This window comes from Balneolaceae bacterium (genome assembly GCA_034521495.1).
GTDB lineage: Bacteria > Bacteroidota > Rhodothermia > Balneolales > Balneolaceae > Rhodohalobacter.
The window spans coordinates 62150-83625 of record JAXHMK010000008.1 but is presented as its reverse complement, the minus strand read 5'-3'; the positions used below and the strand labels follow the sequence as shown (position 1 = coordinate 83625).

14 protein-coding genes, 2 tRNA genes and 2 rRNA genes are annotated in these 21476 nt (G+C 41.4%); 6 read left to right on the top strand and 12 right to left on the bottom strand.

The window, feature by feature from the left end; genetic code table 11:
- Positions 1-222: hypothetical protein (locus tag U5K72_04930; GenBank protein ID MDZ7718147.1), on the top strand; the 222-nt coding region annotated here is incomplete at its 5' end.
- A gap of 682 nt (positions 223-904) precedes the next feature.
- Here the strand turns inward: U5K72_04930 and U5K72_04925 are convergent.
- The 3 genes from U5K72_04925 to U5K72_04915 all read right to left on the bottom strand — a co-directional run bounded on the left by U5K72_04925 (position 905) and on the right by U5K72_04915 (position 3379).
- Positions 905-1129 (bottom strand): hypothetical protein, encoded by a 225-nt coding sequence (locus U5K72_04925; GenBank protein MDZ7718146.1) that lies wholly within the window; start codon positions 1127-1129, stop codon positions 905-907.
- A gap of 467 nt (positions 1130-1596) precedes the next feature.
- Positions 1597-2175, bottom strand: a complete 579-nt coding sequence (locus U5K72_04920) for a hypothetical protein (protein MDZ7718145.1) — start codon at positions 2173-2175, stop codon at positions 1597-1599.
- Between the two features lie 952 nt (positions 2176-3127).
- Positions 3128-3379 carry a hypothetical protein gene (locus tag U5K72_04915; GenBank protein ID MDZ7718144.1) on the bottom strand — a complete coding sequence of 84 codons (252 nt, stop codon included), beginning with the start codon at positions 3377-3379 and terminating at the stop codon, positions 3128-3130.
- A gap of 508 nt (positions 3380-3887) precedes the next feature.
- Here U5K72_04915 and U5K72_04910 point away from each other — a divergent pair.
- A complete protein-coding gene (locus U5K72_04910; protein ID MDZ7718143.1) occupies positions 3888-4955 on the top strand; it encodes an IS110 family transposase in 1068 nt (355 codons plus the stop codon).
- A gap of 1876 nt (positions 4956-6831) precedes the next feature.
- Here U5K72_04910 and U5K72_04905 read toward each other — a convergent pair.
- From U5K72_04905 to U5K72_04890, 4 genes are all read right to left on the bottom strand, one after another.
- Entirely contained in the window at positions 6832-7062 is a 231-nt protein-coding gene (locus U5K72_04905) for a hypothetical protein (protein MDZ7718142.1), read from the bottom strand.
- 1849 nt (positions 7063-8911) lie between these two features.
- Positions 8912-9901 (bottom strand): universal stress protein, encoded by a 990-nt coding sequence (locus U5K72_04900; protein ID MDZ7718141.1) that lies wholly within the window; start codon positions 9899-9901, stop codon positions 8912-8914.
- 760 nt (positions 9902-10661) lie between these two features.
- Positions 10662-11810, bottom strand: coding sequence for a DUF368 domain-containing protein (locus U5K72_04895; GenBank protein MDZ7718140.1), 1149 nt, complete (start codon positions 11808-11810; stop codon positions 10662-10664).
- A gap of 28 nt (positions 11811-11838) precedes the next feature.
- A complete protein-coding gene (locus tag U5K72_04890; GenBank protein ID MDZ7718139.1) occupies positions 11839-13068 on the bottom strand; it encodes an MFS transporter in 1230 nt (409 codons plus the stop codon).
- A gap of 226 nt (positions 13069-13294) precedes the next feature.
- On the opposite strand from U5K72_04890, the gene U5K72_04885 reads away from it, so the two are divergent.
- Genes U5K72_04885 through amrB form a run of 3 tightly spaced genes read left to right on the top strand, consistent with a single transcriptional unit; the run spans position 13295 to position 15497 of the window.
- Positions 13295-13549, top strand: a complete 255-nt coding sequence (locus tag U5K72_04885) for a hypothetical protein (protein ID MDZ7718138.1) — start codon at positions 13295-13297, stop codon at positions 13547-13549.
- Positions 13550-13585: 36 nt separating this feature from the next.
- Complete coding sequence (nth, locus tag U5K72_04880; GenBank protein MDZ7718137.1) at positions 13586-14281, top strand: endonuclease III; 696 nt, start codon at positions 13586-13588, stop codon at positions 14279-14281.
- The gene (gene amrB, locus U5K72_04875) at positions 14268-15497 is read left to right on the top strand and encodes an AmmeMemoRadiSam system protein B (GenBank protein ID MDZ7718136.1); all 1230 of its coding nucleotides are present in this window, start codon (positions 14268-14270) and stop codon (positions 15495-15497) included. The genes nth and amrB overlap by 14 nt, the downstream gene beginning before the upstream one ends.
- Positions 15498-15507: 10 nt before the next feature.
- Here amrB and U5K72_04870 read toward each other — a convergent pair whose 3' ends face one another.
- Positions 15508-16233: a polyprenol monophosphomannose synthase gene (locus tag U5K72_04870; protein MDZ7718135.1), complete on the bottom strand. Its 726-nt coding sequence runs from the start codon at positions 16231-16233 to the stop codon at positions 15508-15510.
- Between the two features lie 159 nt (positions 16234-16392).
- Here U5K72_04870 and tgt point away from each other — a divergent pair, with 159 nt between their 5' ends.
- A complete protein-coding gene (gene tgt / locus U5K72_04865) occupies positions 16393-17520 on the top strand; it encodes a tRNA guanosine(34) transglycosylase Tgt (protein ID MDZ7718134.1) in 1128 nt (375 codons plus the stop codon).
- Between the two features lie 55 nt (positions 17521-17575).
- On the opposite strand, the gene rrf is transcribed toward tgt, so the two are convergent.
- The 4 genes from rrf to U5K72_04845 all read right to left on the bottom strand — a co-directional run bounded on the left by rrf (position 17576) and on the right by U5K72_04845 (position 21394).
- Positions 17576-17685 (bottom strand): 5S ribosomal RNA (gene rrf / locus U5K72_04860).
- 133 nt (positions 17686-17818) lie between these two features.
- A 23S ribosomal RNA gene (locus tag U5K72_04855) occupies positions 17819-20842 on the bottom strand.
- Between the two features lie 256 nt (positions 20843-21098).
- Positions 21099-21172, bottom strand: a tRNA-Ala gene (locus tag U5K72_04850).
- A 148-nt stretch (positions 21173-21320) separates the two neighbouring features.
- Positions 21321-21394, bottom strand: a tRNA-Ile gene (locus U5K72_04845).
- Between the last annotated feature and the right edge of the window lie 82 nt (positions 21395-21476).

The window sequence follows — 21476 nt, the reverse complement described above, 5'->3', positions numbered from 1 at the left end:
AACGACCTACCGCATAACCGGCGCAGGGATTATGATTTTTTAAAAGGCTACTCATTTGAACAATCATTGGCAAGAAATTTAACCAAAGCCACGTCTGCGTCCGCCGTTAATGCGGTCGCCATAGAGCACATTTATAAATTATTTACTTTCTTTACAGCAGAAGTTTTTATTTTCCAGTTGTCTTTTTACACTATACCAAGCCTTCACATATTTGACTTTTAGTTCTATAATCAGTGTAATTAACATATACATATAATCAATGACCAAATTCTGAAGGACTACCATACTTAGAATATTTTTATTCATCGCATCTTTATGATTTATATAAAATTAAATCAATATGAGTTGAGATATTTGAATACCCAAGTTTGATAGACAAGTCTATAAGCTTTACTGAATTATATGAGTGATTTTAAAACTCGTTCATATGTATTCATCAACTTATCATATCCGATTGAATTTATACTCTTTTTATGACACCGAAAGCAACGATAAAACAGATTTTAAACACATAGTTTCTTGCAGTCTCTTCTATTTCTTTCTTTAAACTGTACCTATCCTTGATATGCTTTTCATTAACTAAATTTCCAATATGTTCTATAATATCATCGACATTTTTGAATTAGATCTAAATATACATCGAGAGTTCTCAGTCAAGGCCATACGTGGTTTCAACCAAATTCAATTTTTGAGTTCCATCAAGTTCACCCCAGTGTTTCTTTGTTACCTGTCCTAATATATCAATTGTCTTTAGAGCTCTAGTGATTCTAGCAAAAAAATCTATAGACGCTACATCATCTTCCAATGTATAGCTATCATAATCATCTGTAGATTCTTCGAGTTCTTTTTCAAGTTTTTCAGCTTCATCTTGTTCTTCTAACTCTTCCTTCTTTTACTTTGAACATCAACTATTTCTAAATATTTTATTTGGCATTTTTTTAACCAGGTTATTTATTTCTGTAATATCATCCTCAAGCTTTGAAACATTTAGATGCTGAAGAGTATTTGCAATTTTGATCAATTCGTTAATTATAAAGCTGTCTTTTGAAAGATGAGTAACGAACATAATTATACTTGCATATTCATCTTTAAATACTCTCTCGCACATTTTCGTAATTAACTCTCTCATCTCAGGTCTATTTCAATTCATTTGCTATATATTTCGCAACAAAAAAGTAGTAGACGGTTTTTCTTTTATATAAACTCGATTATTTACATATAATAATTTAGCATTATGAAAGGTTTGAAGAAATAGTCTCCATTTTATAGGTTAAATCATGTTTTTCACAATAGTATTGATGAAAATTTTCAAATTCTTCAATTGAAACATCCTTTTACTCCCAAAATCAAATAAATGAAAACAGAATTGAGTTAGGTAATTATAATATAGGCTGATTTCTTTCTTATCTTTTACTGCTTTGCTAAAACATTCATTAATTAATACCTCATAATAAAAACCATGAATTGAATAATTTGGATTCTGCACATTTCCACTTTCCATGGCTTGTAAAATAGAGAGCAAATAAAAAGGATTTGATGGTATATAGTTCTTTCCAATAATTGAATTTATATGAGATATTGCTATGTCATTTTTTCTTAATAATGATTCTGATCTATAAACCTCGATTCTATACCAATTGTATTCCATTTATTTACAAGTTCGTATCTAAATTTCGGATCAAATTCTAAAATTGAATAAACACCGAAATCCTTAAATGGGTCTTCTTTATTAATGTTTTCCATTGGCATTAGTGAATTCCCAGTAACAATAATATTAGGAATTACTTCTTCAATATTATTCATTAAATGAGGCCAAAACTTACTCTTACCTTTGTTTGCCTTATGAAAGTCATCAATAATTACAATAGCTTTGATCTTCTCGATATCATCTAGCTGAAACTGTTTTTCACATTGTTCGCTAATTTTATCCTCTATCAATTTTTGAATAGCCTCTGACCTGATATTTCCACCTATATCTAACCCGTTAATAAGAATAGGATAAAATCCTAGTTCAAAATATCTGCCAAATAAATATTTTGAATTTGCTGTTTTACCAGCTAAATCGTTCCCCAATAACACAAATTTCACATTTCCATTATCTTTAGTGTTAGTTATTTCATCTAAATTTTTGACTTTGAAAGAATTTGATTTATCAGAATTGTCTATGTCTTTCAAATCTGGTGCAATGTAAATGTCATCCAGTTTTAAATTGTCGACTTTACTATGAGCAAAACTTGCTTCTATATCATTGAGATATGACTAAAAGGAGGATTTTATTTCAGGAATTACACGTTCTTTAGAGCCAGATGATTTACCGCCTGTTAACTTTGCCGATTCTTTTAAAACATCTTTTACATATCCTGTGAGATGCATTCTTAACAGTTTTTCAAATTCTTTAGGGTCATAATAAGGGAAGTGATAAGCACCTAAATTTTCTATCTTCTTTAAAGTCCTTAACCTTTTGAAATTGTTCTAAATCTGCATCCTGTGGAATGTGAGATTTGTTGAAGTAAAACATTATTTGAATATCCTTTTCTTTCTTATATCGGCTATAGGCTAATTCAAATTCCTCTCTTTGTACCAGAGCCTGCTCTTTTGGTAGGTGTACCTAATCGTTTCCACATTAACCCCACGAAAATTTCATAATCATCTCCGATTTGTGTACTAATTGCAATTTACCATCTTTTCCCATTGATGGATATGTATTGTTTTCCCAAGTAATCAACTCCAATCGAAAGTCATCTCGTAACCTGTTGTAGTATTAATCTCACTAACGACTTCTTTAGCTAGCTCTCTTTCTTCTTTTGTATCTCCTGTGATGAAAGAATATTTAATAATTTCATAGAAAATTTTTGATGTTTAGGATATATATTTCTATTGGTTTAATGTGCTATAACGGCCCCGCGCGTAACCGGCGTGCAGGCCAACGTTATTTATAAAAGTAATTGTAGTTATAAAATAGTCGGCGAGCAAAAAATGGCGAGGCACGGCCGCGCTTGACGCGCTGGTTATACCCACTTTATATATTAGACCAGATTCAATTAAAATTCGACATATAATAAGTATGTATATCTACCTAGGTAAAGTATTACAGATCATACTAATTTTTTAATGTTTTATAACTTTTCTAATTGGAAGGCCACCAACGCCAAGTTTCTTTCCATGCGACTTCGTCCCATAGAATATACATGCATCTGTTTCCGTTGCCCTGAAGAAACATCAATAAAGAACCATAGTCTGTTTTGTTTTTGTCTTGATTTTTATACTCAAGGAAAACATGATCTTTATCCTTAAAACTTCCTTTCAATTTAAAGTTGTTAGATTCGATGAAATTATTTGCTTTATCTTTTAAATCGACGATTGCACTGCCTTTTACCATTTTTCCCCATTGCTTTAGCTCAAATCTTATTTCATATGTTAGTTCCTCTGTCTTAGATTAAAATGATCTTCTATTTCCAAGTCATAGCCTTTACCTTTCCAGCGACCTGCTATATCCCGAGAGGGACTGCTAAATGTTTTTCAGATCGTCTTCGAAACCTATTACTAATGCTGTAAGTGCTGAAATTACGGCCCCTATCAAAACGTCACTCATACTTATTTTTATGTAAAATTACAAATGCATTAGGGATTTTAAAAATAAAAGCTTTCATCTATTTAATCTCACCTAAAATATGGTTGTAAGCTGGTACAACGGCTTGAAGCGCATAACGGGCGCGGGACTTACCAGTGAATGAACGGCTAATCATCTACAAAACAAGCAACTCTGGAAAGCCAAAACCGCACGTCCGCGTCCCCAGTTGATGCGCTTTGATATTATTCATGGCCTCCTCCCGGAGCCGTACATTATGGTTCTGGTAAACTCATAACAAACCCAAGGAGGAATGACCATGAAAGTCTATAACAAACAACACTCATATTACTGTGGAATTGATCTTCATGCAAGAACCATGTATGTCTGCATTCTGGATAATACCGGTAAGAAGGTTTATCACAAAAATATCCCTTGCAATCCGGAACGGTTCCTGCAAGCCATTGCTCCCTTCCGGGACGACCTTGTTGTTGGAGTAGAATGCATTTTCTGCTGGTACTGGCTGGCCGATTTATGCGAACAAGAAGGAATCGATTTTGTATTGGGCCATGCTCTTTATATGAAGGCGATTCACGGAGTCAAGACCAAAAATGACCGGATTGACTCGCTGAAGATTGCCCGGCTGATAAGAGGGGGTAATTTTCCGTTAGCCTATGTGTACCCACCCGAAATGCGAGCCACCCGGGATCTGATGCGCCGGCGAAACCACTTCGTGCGTAAACGGGCGGAGTTGATCAGTCATATCCAGAACACAACTATGCAATATAACTTGAAGCCGCTGGGGGCCATCTCCCGACCGCACCATCGCCGGGAAAAGGACATTGTTGGCCATTTTCCGGATTCGGTCGTACAGCTCATTGTGGAAACCGATCTGCAACTCATTGATCACTACGATCCGATTATCAAAAACCTGGACAAGCAGATTTTAACCCTGGCCAAAGGCCACGATCGGATCAGCCTGCAACTACTTCAAAGTATTCATGGTGTGGGAGATGTACTGGCCCTGACCATGCTCTATGAGATTCATGATATTGGCCGGTTTCCCAGCCGTGGGGAGTTTTGCTCCTACGCCCGACTGGTAAAGGGACAAAAGTCCTCGGCAGGAAAAAATTATGGGACTACCGGCGGACGAATAGGGAATGCGCATCTGCGCTGGGCGTTTTCGGAGGCAGCGGTACTGTTTCTGCGAAAGAACCCCGATGCCCAGCGCTATTACAACCGGCTGATCAATCGCCACGGGAAAAGCAAAGCCCTTTCGATTATAGCCAAACGTTTGGGTATTGCCGTGTACTACATGCTCAAACGCAGAAAACCCTTTAACATAAAGATGTTTTTGCAAGGCAATATGGCAACCGAAAAAACATAATGGGAGGGGTGCCGGTGAGCTCGACGTATAACTAAGCACGAACAATGAGGGTAGAGCCTTTTGACCAGTTGCTTTCACTATGACTGCCCGGCAGATCATTGAATGACTGGATAGGCCAACACAGCCCTCGATAGCTCGCAGCGCTTGATTGGACACCGCACCCGCTCCTTCAATTTATATGTTTCGATGCAATTTACGTGGAGGAGTTTCCCCTGATGGGGATCTGTGCTGCCCCTTCCCCGAGACTACCTATAACTGGACTGGTGGCAATGCCACCTGAGCCTGCTGTTTGATTGTCCGGTAAAAGGGAACGCAATATTTTCTATGGCCGTCGGGACAGCAGCCTGACCATTTTAATAGTTTGTCAATTGAAAACAGTTGAAATGCTGAGCCTCTATATATGTTTGGTACAGCCAGATGAGCTGTAAAACCGGTATTGAAAACTGCCTGTAGTACAAAACCACCCAAACAGTATCGAAACCAACCAGGTGAGAAAAGATTATTTTTCTTGCCAGGAATTCGTATTGCCACTTGACATTGGAGGCCATATATATGTTATGTTACTGCACATGAATGCCAGCTGTTTTTAATCCTTGGTCTAAGTCATCATACGCACCAGCCATTTCCATAATTTTCCCCAGAGCATATTGCTCACTTGTAATACTAAGATTAGTTGGTGATTCTGGTAGTGGATCAAGTATCTAAATCCATCACAATAAATCATTGAAAAATCGAAAATTCGGAGATTTATATAATAAATTGCATAATGGTGAATAGAGGCTTTAGGGTCAGGAAAATTAGTTACCCAATTTTCTTTGAATGGACGACCTTGACCCTTCTTTGTGAATTCCACGATTCTCAATTTAAAATCAGTATATATACAAATTCAGATAGCTGATCATCATATTCCCAATCTGATTTTATAGAATCAAAAACTTTTCTTTTTAAATAACTTCGACTGTCATAATGATTGCTATCATCAAGTTCATACAAGCAATTCATTAATTGTTAGATACGTGACTTCATCTATATCATTTATTTTAGATATTGAAAAATGATCACGTGCCGTGTTTTTAGGTAAAATTCCTAGCTGCTTTATTTCAGATAAGTTCTTTTTTACTACTTGTCAGATGAACCAAATACTACAAAAGATTTAATTCCATGATTATTTATAGTTAACCCAATTATTGCGAATCATTTTTAAAAAGGAAGATCCATATTTTAATTGTCTCGCAGTTTTACTTGGCGATATCCAACCCAAATAGATCCCCATAAAGCAGGAGCAAGTAGAATGTGTCCTCTAATTTTACTTGACCAACGACTATTTATGTCATTTAATTTAGGAATAATATTTAAAGTCAAAAACTGAGCCCAAGCTATGAGAGATTATATAAACTCTTTCATATTGTTCAACAAAACTCTCACAAAATGTTATAAGATCATCTGTTATAGTTTCTATTGAGGAACTACTAGTTTTATATTTACTCGATTTAAATTCATAGGAAATTATATCAATATGACGACAAATTTAGTTCCCATAATTAAATTCTGGGAAGTTTCTCCCAAGTACCCAATGCATTACCACCTAAACCATGAATAAAAAGAATACAAGCATTTATTGTATCTAACCATTGATAACATAATGCTGAGTCATAGTATATTTTTTTTTCCTCGTATTCGATACATATGTTACTGTTGCTTTAACTTATTTTCAAATACGCATAAATTGTAGACAAGCAAAAATAGAACATCCAACTAAGCCATATTGCTTCATCGTAATCAGTCTTTTGAACTTTATTATGATGTCTAATGCCAAAGTTGTTAGCTACGATTTAAATAAATCTATTCATCTTTTTTATTGAGAATATCTTTTGTTTCAGATTTTAAAATATTCAAGGATATCGAATAGTTCTCTTACAGCATTTTTTCTTTCATCTATCGATGCCTGATGATGGCGAAATCTTTTAATAGCGGATTTAATTTTGTTGTCGACGTTTTCCGGATCTTCTGTATCTATTTCTGCTTCAAAAATTCCTTTATCATCTTGCCCTATAATTAGTACTTCACCCTCATCACTAAGCTTAAATCCTTCTGAATAGTCAATCAATATTTCATTTACAGCTTGGTAATTCCTCCTGCGCTTTTATCAAATTTCTCCCACGCATACCGCAGTCCCCCCACGACGACACTTTGCTAAATAGGCTTAGAAATGCAATCAAATAAAAATTCCATTACGTCGAATAAATCGTCTTCTGAATATTCAAGAAAATTACTTTCAAATGGATATAAGCTGTCTTTTTTGAGTGCTCGAAAAACTTTTGCTTCTATATCACTACCAAGTTTTCCTTCAACATTGTCAAGATCAACGCAGTAAAATCCAAAATACTCATCAAAATATCCTTCTCTTTTAAAATCAGAATATATATCACGTATTAATCGATTTGTTACTTCTTAATACAAAGTCCCGTACGGATTTTTACCAGTTCTTATTGAATAGTAATCTCGTGCTTTTTCATATTAGGTAAAGTAGCGACTTTTTGCCCCCATAAGGGGCAGGATGACTATGTTTGTAATTTAACACTCAAAGCCTGAACTGCAAGGACATAAGAAGCAAACAAAGAGTGATTCCTGTCCCCTTGATGCGGTTGGTTATGTGGCAAAAAATGCTCCATTGGCGATTATTATAAATCCGCATTGTAATATACCATAGCCAATAAAATTCAGCTATAATCATTGATCCATTGTTGAAGCCCATGCCGATCTTTAAGAAATAGACGGAGGAAGTTTTGGATTATTTTTTTCTTTTACAATTCCTGCTGAAAATCGGCCAGAGGTGGCGAACATCAGTGAGGAAAAGCCTTGTTGGCCCACGGCCACTTCAACATCGTCCTAATTGCAACGATATCGGTATGCTTGACTTCAACTGCCATCAACATACATTTCACCTGGGATTATCTCTCCCGCAACAATAATATCTCGACCACCGTCAGCTCCTGAGCTAGTTTTCTCAATGCTAAGTCCTCGATTACGAAGAAGTTCAGCAACTATATCTTCAAGTTGTCTCCATGAGACTTCAGCTAGCAATTTTATGCTTTTTTAATTTAAGAAGAAGATCACGAGTAGTAAAGAGATGATATTAATGCTGGTGTTTGCTTAGGAGGATGCCAGAGATTTGGCATCAAGATTGCTCTGAAACGTCTGGAAGACCAAGTACATTCAGGCACCTTTCTAGTATAGTGCGCATATCCAACTCGATGGTCTCTGAACTAGGTTGAAGGAAGTGGTTTAAAATGCATTCAGATCTCTTTACAAGCTTTAAAGCATCAGGTTGGAAGTTATGTAGGTGACCAAGAGCTTGTCCTCGCCACGAAGAGTACCATACTCCACTCTCCGTTTGGCGACATGTAAGACCATTCCTTAGTGCTACGGAGTCTGTTATTTTTTCCCAAGTGTCTGAAATTCATCTACACTAAGATCTCAAAAATGCCCGAGGTATCTTGAAAATCTCTTATATCGGAATCACTTCCGAGCTCGGCGATATCACTCGATATTGGCTCTATCCGCACTTTGTCAAACCCACAAAAGCAAGAAGTAGGTGTGGATTTTTTCTAGAAAACTGTCAGCGCTTAATGTTTTATACTCCTCTGATGAAGGATTTAGCATTTTCCGAAAACGCGATATTTCATCTAAAGAAAGAGCACTATAACAATTTGTATATATCACAAGGGAACTTGAAATTTAAAAACATTAAATAAACATTTTTAGAAAATTATAACATATTCTTGATGAACTTAGCTTAATTCAATAAATATCACAATGTTGGCTTCATTCTATTGAAAGAGGTTTTTTGAAGACAAATGTTCAATAATATCGTTCAATAAAAAATTTATTGAACATTTCTGTAAGCACTTTTAAAAACGTTACTTCCTCCTTCAAAGAAAGATTAATAAAGACAATCAATCCTCAAATTCCTCTTCATCCGGCCGGATCGTAATCACCGGTTTCTTTACATATTGGGCAACCTTCTCTGCTGTTGAACCAAGAATTAAATGTGCAAAACCACTGTGGCCATGTGTTGCCATCACTACAATATCTGCTTCTTCTGAAGCATACGCTTCAATTTCGTAATGTGCAGAAATACCCTTCCCAATTTTTGTTAATAGAGGAATAGAACGGCTGTCTTCACCATCAGTTATAATCACTTCATCTTCATAGGTTACCCCGGTTCGCTGAACATGAATGTTTTCAAAGCCTTTCTCAGAAAGATACCGGTTAATACGCTCGATTATTCCTTCGTAAATAGATACAAGCTCGCCTTTATTTGGACTCTTAGGCAGATCTTCTGATATACTTCCATAGAGTTCAACGACATGCATCAGCGAAAGGGTTGCCCCATAGGCATCTGAAATAGCTACTGCCAGAGGAAATGCTACAAGAGACATACTTGATGAATCCGTAGGCATCAAAATATTTTTCACTTTATTTTTGTCAAATCGATCATCAACGGAAAAAACGGGAACTTTGGATCGCCGGATAACTCGTTCTGTGGTCCCTCCCCGAATCATGCTGGTTTCGTCTTTCCCTTTTGATCCAATTACAATCAGATCGTAGTTATGTTTATCGGCGTATGTGGAAATTGAATACGAGGGTCTCCGGTTAATTTTTACAATCTGCTTGCCTTTATTTTTCTCCTTCAGATATTGATTCATCGCTTTTTCAACCTTTAACTCCGACTCATCAATAATCTTCGGATAGATATCTTTATTCATATCCAATGGCAGGCCAAGTCTCTTGATACTTTCATTTAGATAGGTAAGCGTTGGCACAACGTGAAGGAAGTCAATTGTTCCGCCAAACGTATCGGCTAAATTTTGAGCAACTGAGTAGGCTCTTTCTGATCCGGCGGAAAAATCTGTTGGCACTAAGATCTTTTTAAATGTAAGCATGATTGCACCAATATTTTTGATGATGGTTTATTCTTAAAATACAGAAAATGTATTGATTTCTTTAACACTTACCTGATGAGAGACTTCCCCCTTTTTTGCTTGTTCCGAAGGTCCCCCTTCGGAACACTACGTCTGGAAGCTCCGCTTCTGGTAAAAAGTCTGCGGAGTTTGTTTCCTGTTAGGTGATGTGATGGATCAGTGGAAGCGGAGCTTCGGATTGGCGTATCTTGATACAACATAAACAGCCCTGTAAAATTTTTTATTGATACTTTTGAACCGTCAAAAGTATCCAAAAGCTCCCGGCTATGATGGCTTCCGGGGCATGGTTTGCCCGCACGGGTACACTCTGCGAATGCTCACAAAGTGAGCGCGCAGAGCGATTTCTCCCGTGCTGTGTTGCAAACCATACAATCCCTCCACCCATCAAGGCCGAATTTAATTGACCTATAATCGATAATCAGGTTGTGCGGGAATAGTGGGAAAACCGATGGAAACGGCACAAAATACTGAAACTAAATCATATTTATTTTTAACTATCAAACATGAACATCTCTATTCCCGATGCGTTTATCGTCACTTTGCTTGTTCCGAAGGTCCCCCTTCGGAACACTACGCCTGGAAGTTACGCTTCCGGTAAAAAGTCTGCGGAGTTCGATTCCTGTTAGGTAGTGTGATGGATCAGTAGAAGCGGAGCTTCAGAATTGGACGTGAACCGGGAAGACCTTAGGCACGAGTAAAAAGTTTATTCTCAGGGATTAAATCATTGCTTTTTTCGCAAGTAGGAGATCGCAAATATCAAGCTAAGACCTATACCCATGCCTGCCAGTCCTCCGTATAGATCAATAGCCTCATCATCCTTAGGCCAATTATATCCGGGAATGTATGGTTGACTGGAAATCAATTTTCTTTTGACCGTTTCAATCTCAACTCGTTTTAGGCGATCGAACATAGCGTCTGGATTTTCAATTTCTCCCAGGCGTTTGTATTCCGGTGCAGCCGGAACAGATTCCCTCTGCTGCAACTCTTCAACAATTGGATCTGTCATCTCAACAATCTCTGTGTTCCGCACATGATCTTCAAACGTACGATCCTGATAAGGCCAAATTACATAAAGCGAACCAACCAAAAACCCGATGAGAACCATTAGTGTGGCCGTATGAAAACTCTTCAACAGCCAGGACAAAAGTCGTGAAAAAAGTATAATTCCAACCAGTGCACCGATAAAAAAGGGCACTAAGTTTAATAAAGCCTGTGCCGTATCAATTGTACCGATTGTGCCAAGCTGTGAAAGGATATAATCATATTTTCGAAAAATAAGAAGCAGGTAGGAACCTGAAATTCCGGGAAGAATCATAGCACATATAGCAACGGAACCCGATAAAAATACAAACCAGAATGTTTCAGGCGTATCAGCCGGTACGAGTGTCACAACCCAGAAACCGATTAAAGCACCCGCAACCAGATACAAAAAGTTTAAGGGAGTTCTTTCCCTTTTTTCAATCTCAGACATTAGCAAATAAATGGACCCCACAATCAGGCCGAAAAACAGGCCGTACACAATTTCGGGATGGGTGAACATGTAGATTTGAAGCGGAACGATTCGGGTAAAAAAGATTACAGCCAGGAAAATTCCCGAAAATAACAGCAGGAAGAACTTCCAGTGAAAATGCTCAAAAAACTTCCTGAACTGAAATGTAAGAGCTGTTTTTACTGCTGTCCAATCGGCACTTTTAATTGCAAAAATCAACCGATCATAAATTCCTGTAATCAGGGCCATCGTACCTCCACTGACGCCGGGCACAATATCGGCCGATCCCATCAAAAATCCCTTGATAATTAAAAAAGGAGATTCTTTCCAGGAGGTTTCATCTTTTTGTGGCTTATCTACTTCGGTGCTATTGGTTTCCAATTCCTTTGAGTTTTTTAAAAATTGATGACTAATCTTTTTTTACAACATCTAAATGATATGATTTCATAGCTTGTACAAAAGAAATCGTGGCTAAGGTACTACAAAATATCATGATTGTAATAAATGAATATGATACAGTGTATGGGCCTGAATAGACAGAATCGATCAGCCATCCCCCAATTGGCGGGCCCAAACCAAATCCGGCAATGCTGATCACAAAAAGATAGATACCTCCGGCCAGGGCCCGTTGATCTCCCCGAACAAAATATTGCAAAAGTGCAGCAGCAACGCCGTTATAGGAGGATGAAATCAGAACTCCAACGCCCACACAGATAAATGCAAGGGTTGCATCGGGCTGGAACAATCCAAACAGATAGAAAGGAAGTCCGCCAAGTGCAGCCACAATTCCCATCAAAAAGCGGTATTCAGGTTTTCTTTTGGCTAACCAATCGGCCATTCTTCCGGAAAGCACAACGGTTATGGCAACACCCATCATAAACCATCCAAAAGCTGGTATAAGTTCTGGCTGATTAAATGTATCGCTAAAGATATTTCCTGCAAAAGCGAGCAGTGTATACCCGGTACAGGCGAGGCATGAAAAACCAATAAGATGCCAGCGAATGGTTCTTTTTTTGAGTATTTCCACAATCTCGGTAAGCGTATTGTTTTCTGTTTTTATTTTGTGATAAGGGCGTTTGGGCTCTTTTAAAAACCACCAGGTGAGCGGTGCGATTATCAATCCCGGAATTCCGACAGCTACCATCGCCATTCTCCAGTCGTAGGCAATTGAGATAGAACCACCAATTAAAAATGACAATCCTACACCGATAAAAATTCCGCCTGTATAGAATGAAAAAATTGTCGCTCTTTTCTCCGGAGAAAATGTATCTGCCAGGTACGAGTAAACAGCCGGGCTCAACATCGCCTGGCTTAAGCCCACAAACAATCTTGCAGTAACCAGGAAAAGAAACGAAGCTGCGAAACCACTGATTACCGTCATGAAACTCCAGATGAATAATCCGAGACAGATCATCGCTTTTCGGGAGGTCTTATCGGCCAAACGCCCCATCGGTATTCCGGCAACAGCATAGATAAAAGAAAAAGCCGGTCCGTACAGTAGTCCGATCTGGAAATTATTGATTTGCAACGCATCCCGAATTTGAACGCCCAGTACGGCTACAATTTGTCGGTCTACAAAACTGAGTACATAAATAAGTGTAAATAAAAATACGGTACTGTATGTAGCTTTTTTACTCATAAAGAATTTTATTCACAATCTACTGATCGATGTGAGTTTACACATTTATAGCCGGTGCTTACAAACTTTTTATCATCATCTTTAATGGAAAACAGATTTATCGTCTAACAAGACGTAAGGATTATGGAGCAAACCTATTGGTTGTGTCTTTTTCCTTTTGAACCGTCAAAGGAACCAAAAGCTCTCGGCTGTGATGCAAACCTTGAAGAAGGCTTTGCAACCGGGTATGCGTCAATCTGAACTCGATTCAGATTCTCCATTCGTCTTTATAGCCAGTATCAAGAGACCTGAATCGAGTTCGGATGACGGTCATCGTTTGCAGCCTTTGAAATCCTCACCTACGTTAAGCTTCGGCAGACAAGGTCAGAATGAATTGTATTTAAGATTTGAACAGACGGTATGGTTTTACGAACTTCGGTCTGAACGAAAACAAAATAGTGGAACGGTTCAGCACTCTACATACATTCGTTATGATGAGTGACGGAACCGTTGAATCAAAATATAATCAAACAGATCTGTGGCGAAACTTCCTAAAAAATCTGAGCAACAAAAAAAACGGGCACTTGAACTTTATAACGAATTACTTGAATATTATCCCGATCCGCGATGTGAATTGGATCATCGAAATCCTTTTGAACTGCTGATTGCCACTATTTTAAGCGCTCAGTGTACCGATGTTCGGGTCAACAAAGTAACTCCTGATCTATTTGAAGCCTATCCAACGCCCGAAGCGATGTCGAAAGCGGAACTGGAGGATCTGGAAGAGTTGATTCGTTCAACCGGTTTTTACAGGAATAAAGCCAAAGCTCTAAAAGAATCATCAACTACTATTGTTGAGGAGTATGATGGAGAAGTACCACAAACCATGAAAGAGTTACTTACACTCCGGGGGGCTGCCAGAAAAACGGCAAATGTTGTTTTGGGAAATGCATTTGGAAAAAATGAGGGCGTTGTGGTAGATACACATGTAAAACGGCTCTCGAACCGATTTGGATTGACCAAAGAGAAAAAAAATACGAACAAGATTGAAAAGGATTTAATGGCTCTCTTTCCGCGAGAAACCTGGACCAATCTTTCGCACCTGTTTATTCATCACGGACGAAATGCCTGTAAGGCGAGATTTTCCGAACCCCCGGATCACCCGATCTGCATCAAGTACGGTAAAAAGTGCGAGTGCTGGAAAATGAGAGGACAAACTGATGATCAGGAATAAAGAACTGTTTCATTCAAAAAGTGACCCGGTTCCCTCCCTTAGAAGGGATGTACAGATCATTCCCATTGAAGATAATGGCAAAGATCTGCTCTATTTTCATGATTCGATGGGATACCTCTCACAAAATTTTGCGCTCGATTCCGGTGTGTATCCACTACTGCAGATGCTCGACGGTGAATCAAGTGTCGAAAAAATACATCAACAGATTGATGGAAATATTGAAGTGGAAAATCTCTTGGATTTCGTCCAGTTAATGGATCAGCATCGAGCATTGCAGTCGGACTATTTTCACTTTTATGCAGATCAGATGGAAGAGAAATTTGAGAAAAGCCTTACTCGTCCGCCCGTCTTTGCCGGTAACAGTTACCCTGACAATTCAGAGGAGGTCAATAAATTTGTTTCTGATATCGTTTCTGAATATGGTCAGTCTGCCAATCAAACCTGCCAGGCTATTTACGCCCCTCACATTGAAATTTCAATTGGCAAAAAACAATATGGAGAAGCATTTGCACATCTGAAAAATACAGAACCTAAACGAGTTGTTATCCTGGCAACTTCTCACTACGCCGATTACTACTACAAGTATTACGACGATTATCCATTTATCGGATCAATAAAAACATTTCAAATGCCAGGGCGTTCGCTCTCACCAGATCTTGACGTCATCGAATCTCTTAATAACAGAAGTCCCGAAAACGGCTTTACAGTAAAAGACCGGGCTCACAGGATAGAGCACAGTATAGAGTTTCATCTGCTTTTTGCGTCCACAATTTGGACACACGATTTTAAAATTGTACCCATTCTCATCTCCGGTTTCGATGATCTTTACTATATGCAGGATGGGGATTTAGCTCAAAAAATTGATGCGTTTTCCTCTCAATTAAAACCATTTGTAGATGAAGATACAATGGTACTTATCAGCGGAGATTTGTCGCACGTAGGACAGAAATTTGGTGACCGTGAACCAGCAGCTGACCTTCGTGAAAAAGTTGAGGAATCCGATAAACAACTACTTGATATCTCCGTAACCGGAAATTCACAAAATCTCCTCAATCACATAAAAAAGGATTACGATTCAACACGAATTTGCGGATTTCCACCGCTCTTTACTTACCTGAAAATGTTTCCCGGCCAAAAAGGTGAGCTTCTGAACTATTACTGGTGGGATGAAAAAGAGAGAAACAGTGCCGTTTCATTTGGATCAATTTTGTATTAATCGAATACTTCTAAAGTGATCCGACAATCGACTTAAACTTCAAGCTCCAGACTCTCCAAACAGCTTCTCTAACTATTGATTTTGACATTTTTGATACTCCCTCCTCCCTCTCTCTGAAGATGATAGAGACCTCTTTTAACGTAAACCCAGCCTGCCATGCCCGAAAATGAATTTCAATTTGAAATGCATAACCGTTTGAACGAATCCGTTCTACATCCAATGACTCCAGCACTTTTCGATGGATACACTTGAAACCCGCTGTTGTATCTTTTATAGGAATACCTGTAATCAATCGTGCATACATATTTGCACAGTACGATAATATCAAACGGCTCAGTGGCCAGTTCACAATACTGATTCCATTCGAATATCTCGATCCCACAGCGAGATCTGCTTCACCAGATTGTACGGTTTTAATCAGGCGAGGCAGATCACTTGGGTTGTGAGAAAAATCGGCATCCATCTCGCAAATAAAGGAGTAATTTTTTTCGAGTGCATATGTAAACCCTTTAACATATGCTGTACCGAGTCCCAATTTGCCTTCTCTCTCAATCAAATAAATCCGATTGCTGTTCTTATTCATCTTATCTTTAACAATCTCAGCGGTTCCATCGGGTGAACCGTCATCGACAACGAGTATATCAACCTCTATATCCAGGGAAAGAACCTGGTCGATCATACGGCCAATATTATGGGCCTCATTGTAGGTAGGGATAATTACTATTGAGTCACTCATGGAGAGCTATAAATAAGGAGATTTATTTATTGATACATTAAAAACCAACGCAGAGAATACCAAATCTATGTAATTCCCTCTTGAATCTAAATGATTAAGTAGATCTTTTATTGTAGTTTCAGTCAAAATAATTGAATGTTCATTAAATACGTGTAATTCTTGTTTCATTTAAAACATTTATCTGATAAAACCAAGGCACGAAAGGGTTTACTGGAAACAGACCACGGCAGTATTGAAACCCCGATTTTTATGCCGGTTGGTACGCTTGGCACCGTGAAGGCTATCAATCAGGATGATCTAAAGAATAAGGTGAAAGCCCAAATTATTCTGGGAAATACTTATCACCTCTATTTACGTCCCGGTAATAAAATCATGCAAGATGCCGGCGGACTGCACAGTTTTATGGGATGGGATCGTCCAATTCTCACAGATTCCGGCGGTTACCAGATTTTTTCACTGTCGGATATTCGCGAACTGCGCGAAGAAGGCGCCGAGTTTCAAAGTCATCTCGACGGATCAAAACACCTCTTCTCTCCCGAAAATGTAGTAGACACGCAGCGAATTTTGGGATCTGATATCATGATGATTTTGGATGAATGTCCGCCCTATCCCGCTGAATATGACTATGTGAAAAAGTCGATGGGATTGACGCATCGCTGGGCCGAGCGCGGACGTAAACAGTTCGAAGAGACGGAACCACTGTATGGACATAACCAGATGCAATTTGGAATTGTACAGGGCGGTACATTTGAAGATCTGCGAAAAGAATCGAGTGAGTTTATGGCTTCACTGGATTTTGAAGGACTTGCCATCGGGGGATTGAGCGTTGGTGAACCCACGGATCTGATGTACGAGGTAACCGATTACAACACCGATTTTCTCCCCAAAGAAAAACCACGGTACCTGATGGGCGTCGGCACACCCGGCAATCTACTTCAATGCGTAGCTTTGGGAGTTGATATGTTTGATTGCGTGATGCCCACCAGAAATGCCCGAAATGGAATGTTGTTTACAAGAAATGGCACCATCAACATTCGAAATGCCAAGTGGAAACATCACCACAAACCACTCGATCCTGATTTTCCTTCCGATGCCTGCCAGCGTTATAAAATGAGTTATGTGCATCATCTCTTTCGGAATGATGAGTTACTCGGCCTTGAACTCGCCTCCAAACACAACCTAACATTTTACTTATGGTTGATGGAAACAGTTCGTAAAAAAATCGAAGACGGTACTTTCGCGGATTGGTATCCCGGTATGATTGAGGAAGTGGAAAGAAGGATTTAGACAAAAAAAGCCCTTGAGCGCGGAGCGATCAAGGGCTGAGTGGGAAAAAAAAGGGATGAGGCGACGACCTACTCTACCCCGCAAGGGAGTACCATCGGCGCTGCGGAGCTTAACGTCCGTGTTCGGGATGGGAACGGGTGGAGCCTCCGCGCGATAATCACCTCATCAATATCTTAAAAAAATATCGTAGAACAATATTGACATTGATAGTAGTAAATGCATGGAATTAGATCGTGGGAAAAAATCAAGCTCATTGCTTTTGGCGGCCTGCCCGCCCCGAGGGGTCGTGCAAACCATGCAAACAAAGCCTGAAGAGTCATTAGTACGGCTCGGCTAAACATCTTACGATGCGTACACCTGCCGCCTATCAACCAGCTCGTCTTGCTGGACTCTTTGGGGAATACATATCTTGGAGTGTGCTTCGCGCTTAGATGCATTCAGCGGCTTATCACCTGCGCACATAGCTACCCTGCGATGCAACTGGCGTCACAACAGGTACACTAGCGGTGCGTCCACTCCGGTCCTCTCGTACTAGGAGCAGCTCTCCTCAATATTCCTACGCCCACAGCAGATAGGGACCGAACTGTCTCACGACGTTCTGAACCCAGCTCGCGTACCGCTTTAATTGGCGAACAGCCAAACCCTTGGGACCTTCTCCAGCCCCAGGATGCGATGAGCCGACATCGAGGTGCCAAACCTCCCCGTCGATGTGAACTCTTGGGGGAGATAAGCCTGTTATCCCCGGAGTACCTTTTATCCTTTGAGCGATGGCCCTTCCATTCGGTGCCACCGGATCACTAAACCCCACTTTCGTGCCTGCTCGGCCTGTATGCCTTACAGTCAAGCACCCTTATGCTTTTACACTCTACGCACGATTGCCGGCCGTGCTGAGGGTACCTTTGGGAGCCTCCGTTACTGTTTAGGAGGCGACCGCCCCAGTCAAACTACCCACCATACACTGTCTCCCGGTTAGCCGGGATTAGAATCCAGCGGCTCCAAGGGCGGTATTTCACCGTCGACTCCACAGACGCTGGCGCGCCCGCTTCTGAGTCTCCCGCCTATCCTGCACATGCAGCAGCCGAAGCCAATGTAAAGTTGTAGTAAAGGTTCACGGGGTCTTTCCGTCCCGCTGCGGGTAATCGGCGTCATCACCGATACCACAATTTCACCGAGCTCGTGGCCGAGACAGTGTTCAAGTCGTTACACCATTCGTGCAGGTCGGAACTTACCCGACAAGGAATTTCGCTACCTTAGGACCGTTATAGTTACGGCCGCCGTTTACCGGGGCTTCAGTTGCCAGCTTTGCCGAAGCTAACTGGCTTCTTTAACCTTCCGGCACCGGGCAGGTGTCAGTCCCTATACATCGCCTTGCGGCTTAGCAGAGACATGTGTTTTTGGTAAACAGTCGCTTGAACCTTTTCACTGCGCCCCACCCTGACGAATCAGGGCAGGGGATCCTTCTCCCGAAGTTACGGATCGAATTTGCCTAGTTCCTTAGCCACGATTTTCTCGAGCACCTGAGGATTCTCTCCTCACCCACCTGTGTTGGTTTGGGGTACGAGCAGCTCCAACAAACAACGACGCTTTTCTTGGCAGCCAGATTACCTTCACTATCCGTTTGGCCGAAGCCTCCCGGTACTGTCGGAGTTCAGCCGTACGCGGGGCGGATTTGCCTGCCCCGCAGCCTACATCCTTTAACCTCCCATTCCGTGGGGAGGCGGAAGTGTCACTTCTGCGTCACGCCTTTGCCTTGCGCTGGAGTCGGTACCGGAATATTGAACCGGTTTTCCATCGGCTTCGCCTTTCGGCTACACCTTAGGACTCGACTAACCCTGATCCGATTAGCGTTGATCAGGAACCCTTGGGTTTTCGGTGGACGGGTTTCTCACCCGTCTTATCGTTACTCATGCCTACAGTTTCTCTGCCGACCCCTCCAACAGCCCTCACAGGCCGCCTTCGGCGGAGTCGGTATGCTCCCCTACCACTCTATCAAGTGATAGAATCCATGGTTTCGGTAACCAGCTTATGCCCGCAAATTATCGACGCCGGATCGCTCGACCAGTGAGCTATTACGCACTCTTTTAAGGAATGGCTGCTTCTAAGCCAACCTCCTGGTTGTCTGGGCAATCCAACTTTCTTTGTTCAACTGAGCTGGTATTTTGGGACCTTAACCGATGGTCTGGGTTGTTTCCCTCTCGCGACAGGACGTTATCACCCTGCCGCTGACTGCCTGCCAACACCTGCCGGCATTCGGAGTTTGTCTAGGTTTGGTAGGCGGTGAAGCCCCCTAGCCTAATCAGTGCTCTACCTCCGGCAGGCTCTATGGCAAACGCTATACCTAAATATATTTCGGGGAGTACGAGCTATTTCCGGGTTTGATTGGCCTTTCACCCCTATCCACAGTTCATCCGATGGCTTTTCAACGCCAGGCGGTTCGGGCCTCCAGCACCTGTTACGGCACCTTCACCCTGACCATGGATAGATCACCCGGTTTCGCGTCTGCCCCGCCGTACTGCTCGCCCTTCTCAGACTCGCTTTCGCTGCGGCTTCTCCGCTGAGCGGATTAACCTCGCACGACAGGAGCAACTCGTAGGCTCATTATACAAAAGGCACGCCGTCATCCCGACACATGACTCAGTCCACAACGCTCCCGCCTGCCAGCTATTTCACTGCCATGGCTGGGGCTTTTCGTTCGCTCCCAACACAGTTGGGACGGCTCACGTAAAGCTTGCCTTGTACACTCAGTCATGCATCGAGACTCCGACCGCTTGTAAGCACACGGTTTCAGGTACTATTTCACTCGCCGTCTCGGCGTTCTTTTCACCTTTCCCTCACGGTACTTGTCCACTATCGGTCATACAGATGTATTTAGCCTTGGCGGATGGTGCCGCCAGATTCATGCAGGATTTCACCGGTCCCGCATTACTCAGGATAACCACTACCTCCCCTCCAGCTTCGCCTACCGGCCTTTCACCGTCTATGGGGCTGCTTTCCAGTCAGCTTCGACTCGCCGTTGGTTCAGATCTTGTGGTCCTACTACCCCCCGCCAGGTTGCCCCGACAGGGTTTGGGCTCCGTCCCGTTCGCTCGCCACTACTTGGGACATCACTATTGTTTTCTTTTCCTCCTCCTACTTAGATGTTTCAGTTCGGAGGGTTTGCCTTCCCGAAGGAATATCCCGACAAAGTCGGGATGGGTTTCCCCATTCGGATACCCGCGGATCAACGCTTCTTTGCAGCTCCCCGCAGATTTTCGCAGCTTAGCACGTCCTTCATCGCCACTGTATGCCTAGGCATCCACCGTGTGCCCTTTTCTGCTTTTACTTGCATGGTTTGCACAACACCTGGTTGAGCAAACCCGCACATAAGCAATGAGCTCGATTTTTTACCTCGATCTAATCATAAAATTGGTACGTGTGTGAGGAATAATAATAACACACACATACACAGCATTTACTACCACTATGTCAAAGAACGTTTCCGCCAACGGCGGAATGAATCAATATTTAAATCACACATGATGCCTCAACGGCACCATCTGTCATTTGAATACTGAGCCTGCCGGCCATCGCCCGGCTTGTGGAGCTACGGGGATTCGAACCCCGGACCCCCTGCTTGCAAAGCAGGTGCTCTAGCCAGCTGAGCTATAGCCCCAAAATTTCTTCCAGGTTTATTGCCCGCCGGACCCTCCCGGCCGTGCCGGGATGCTCTAACCAGCTGAGCTATAGCCCCTTTGATTGTTGATTTATTATTGCCGATTGATTAAACCGGCAATCAACATTCATCAATCGAAAATCCAAAGTGGGCTTGGCAGGAGTTGAACCTGCGACCTCACGCTTATCAGGCGTGCGCTCTAACCACCTGAGCTACAAGCCCATATTTTGTGGCTTGCTCCCCGGAAGTCAGACCGGTCGAAAAATGCGACCTTCCCGCCAACCCTGTCGGGACGCTCTAACCA

Coding starts and splice junctions, on each gene's coding strand:
- U5K72_04900 (MDZ7718141.1), bottom strand. CDS start 9,901: ATGCTTACATTTAAAAAGATCTTAGTGCCAACAGATTTTTCCGCCGGA.
- U5K72_04890 (MDZ7718139.1), bottom strand. CDS start 13,068: ATGAGTAAAAAAGCTACATACAGTACCGTATTTTTATTTACACTTATT.
- U5K72_04885 (MDZ7718138.1), top strand. CDS start 13,295: ATGCGTCAATCTGAACTCGATTCAGATTCTCCATTCGTCTTTATAGCC.
- amrB (MDZ7718136.1), top strand. CDS start 14,268: ATGATCAGGAATAAAGAACTGTTTCATTCAAAAAGTGACCCGGTTCCC.
- U5K72_04910 (MDZ7718143.1), top strand. CDS start 3,888: ATGAAAGTCTATAACAAACAACACTCATATTACTGTGGAATTGATCTT.
- U5K72_04915 (MDZ7718144.1), bottom strand. CDS start 3,379: ATGGTAAAAGGCAGTGCAATCGTCGATTTAAAAGATAAAGCAAATAAT.
- U5K72_04925 (MDZ7718146.1), bottom strand. CDS start 1,129: ATGAGAGAGTTAATTACGAAAATGTGCGAGAGAGTATTTAAAGATGAA.
- U5K72_04870 (MDZ7718135.1), bottom strand. CDS start 16,233: ATGAGTGACTCAATAGTAATTATCCCTACCTACAATGAGGCCCATAAT.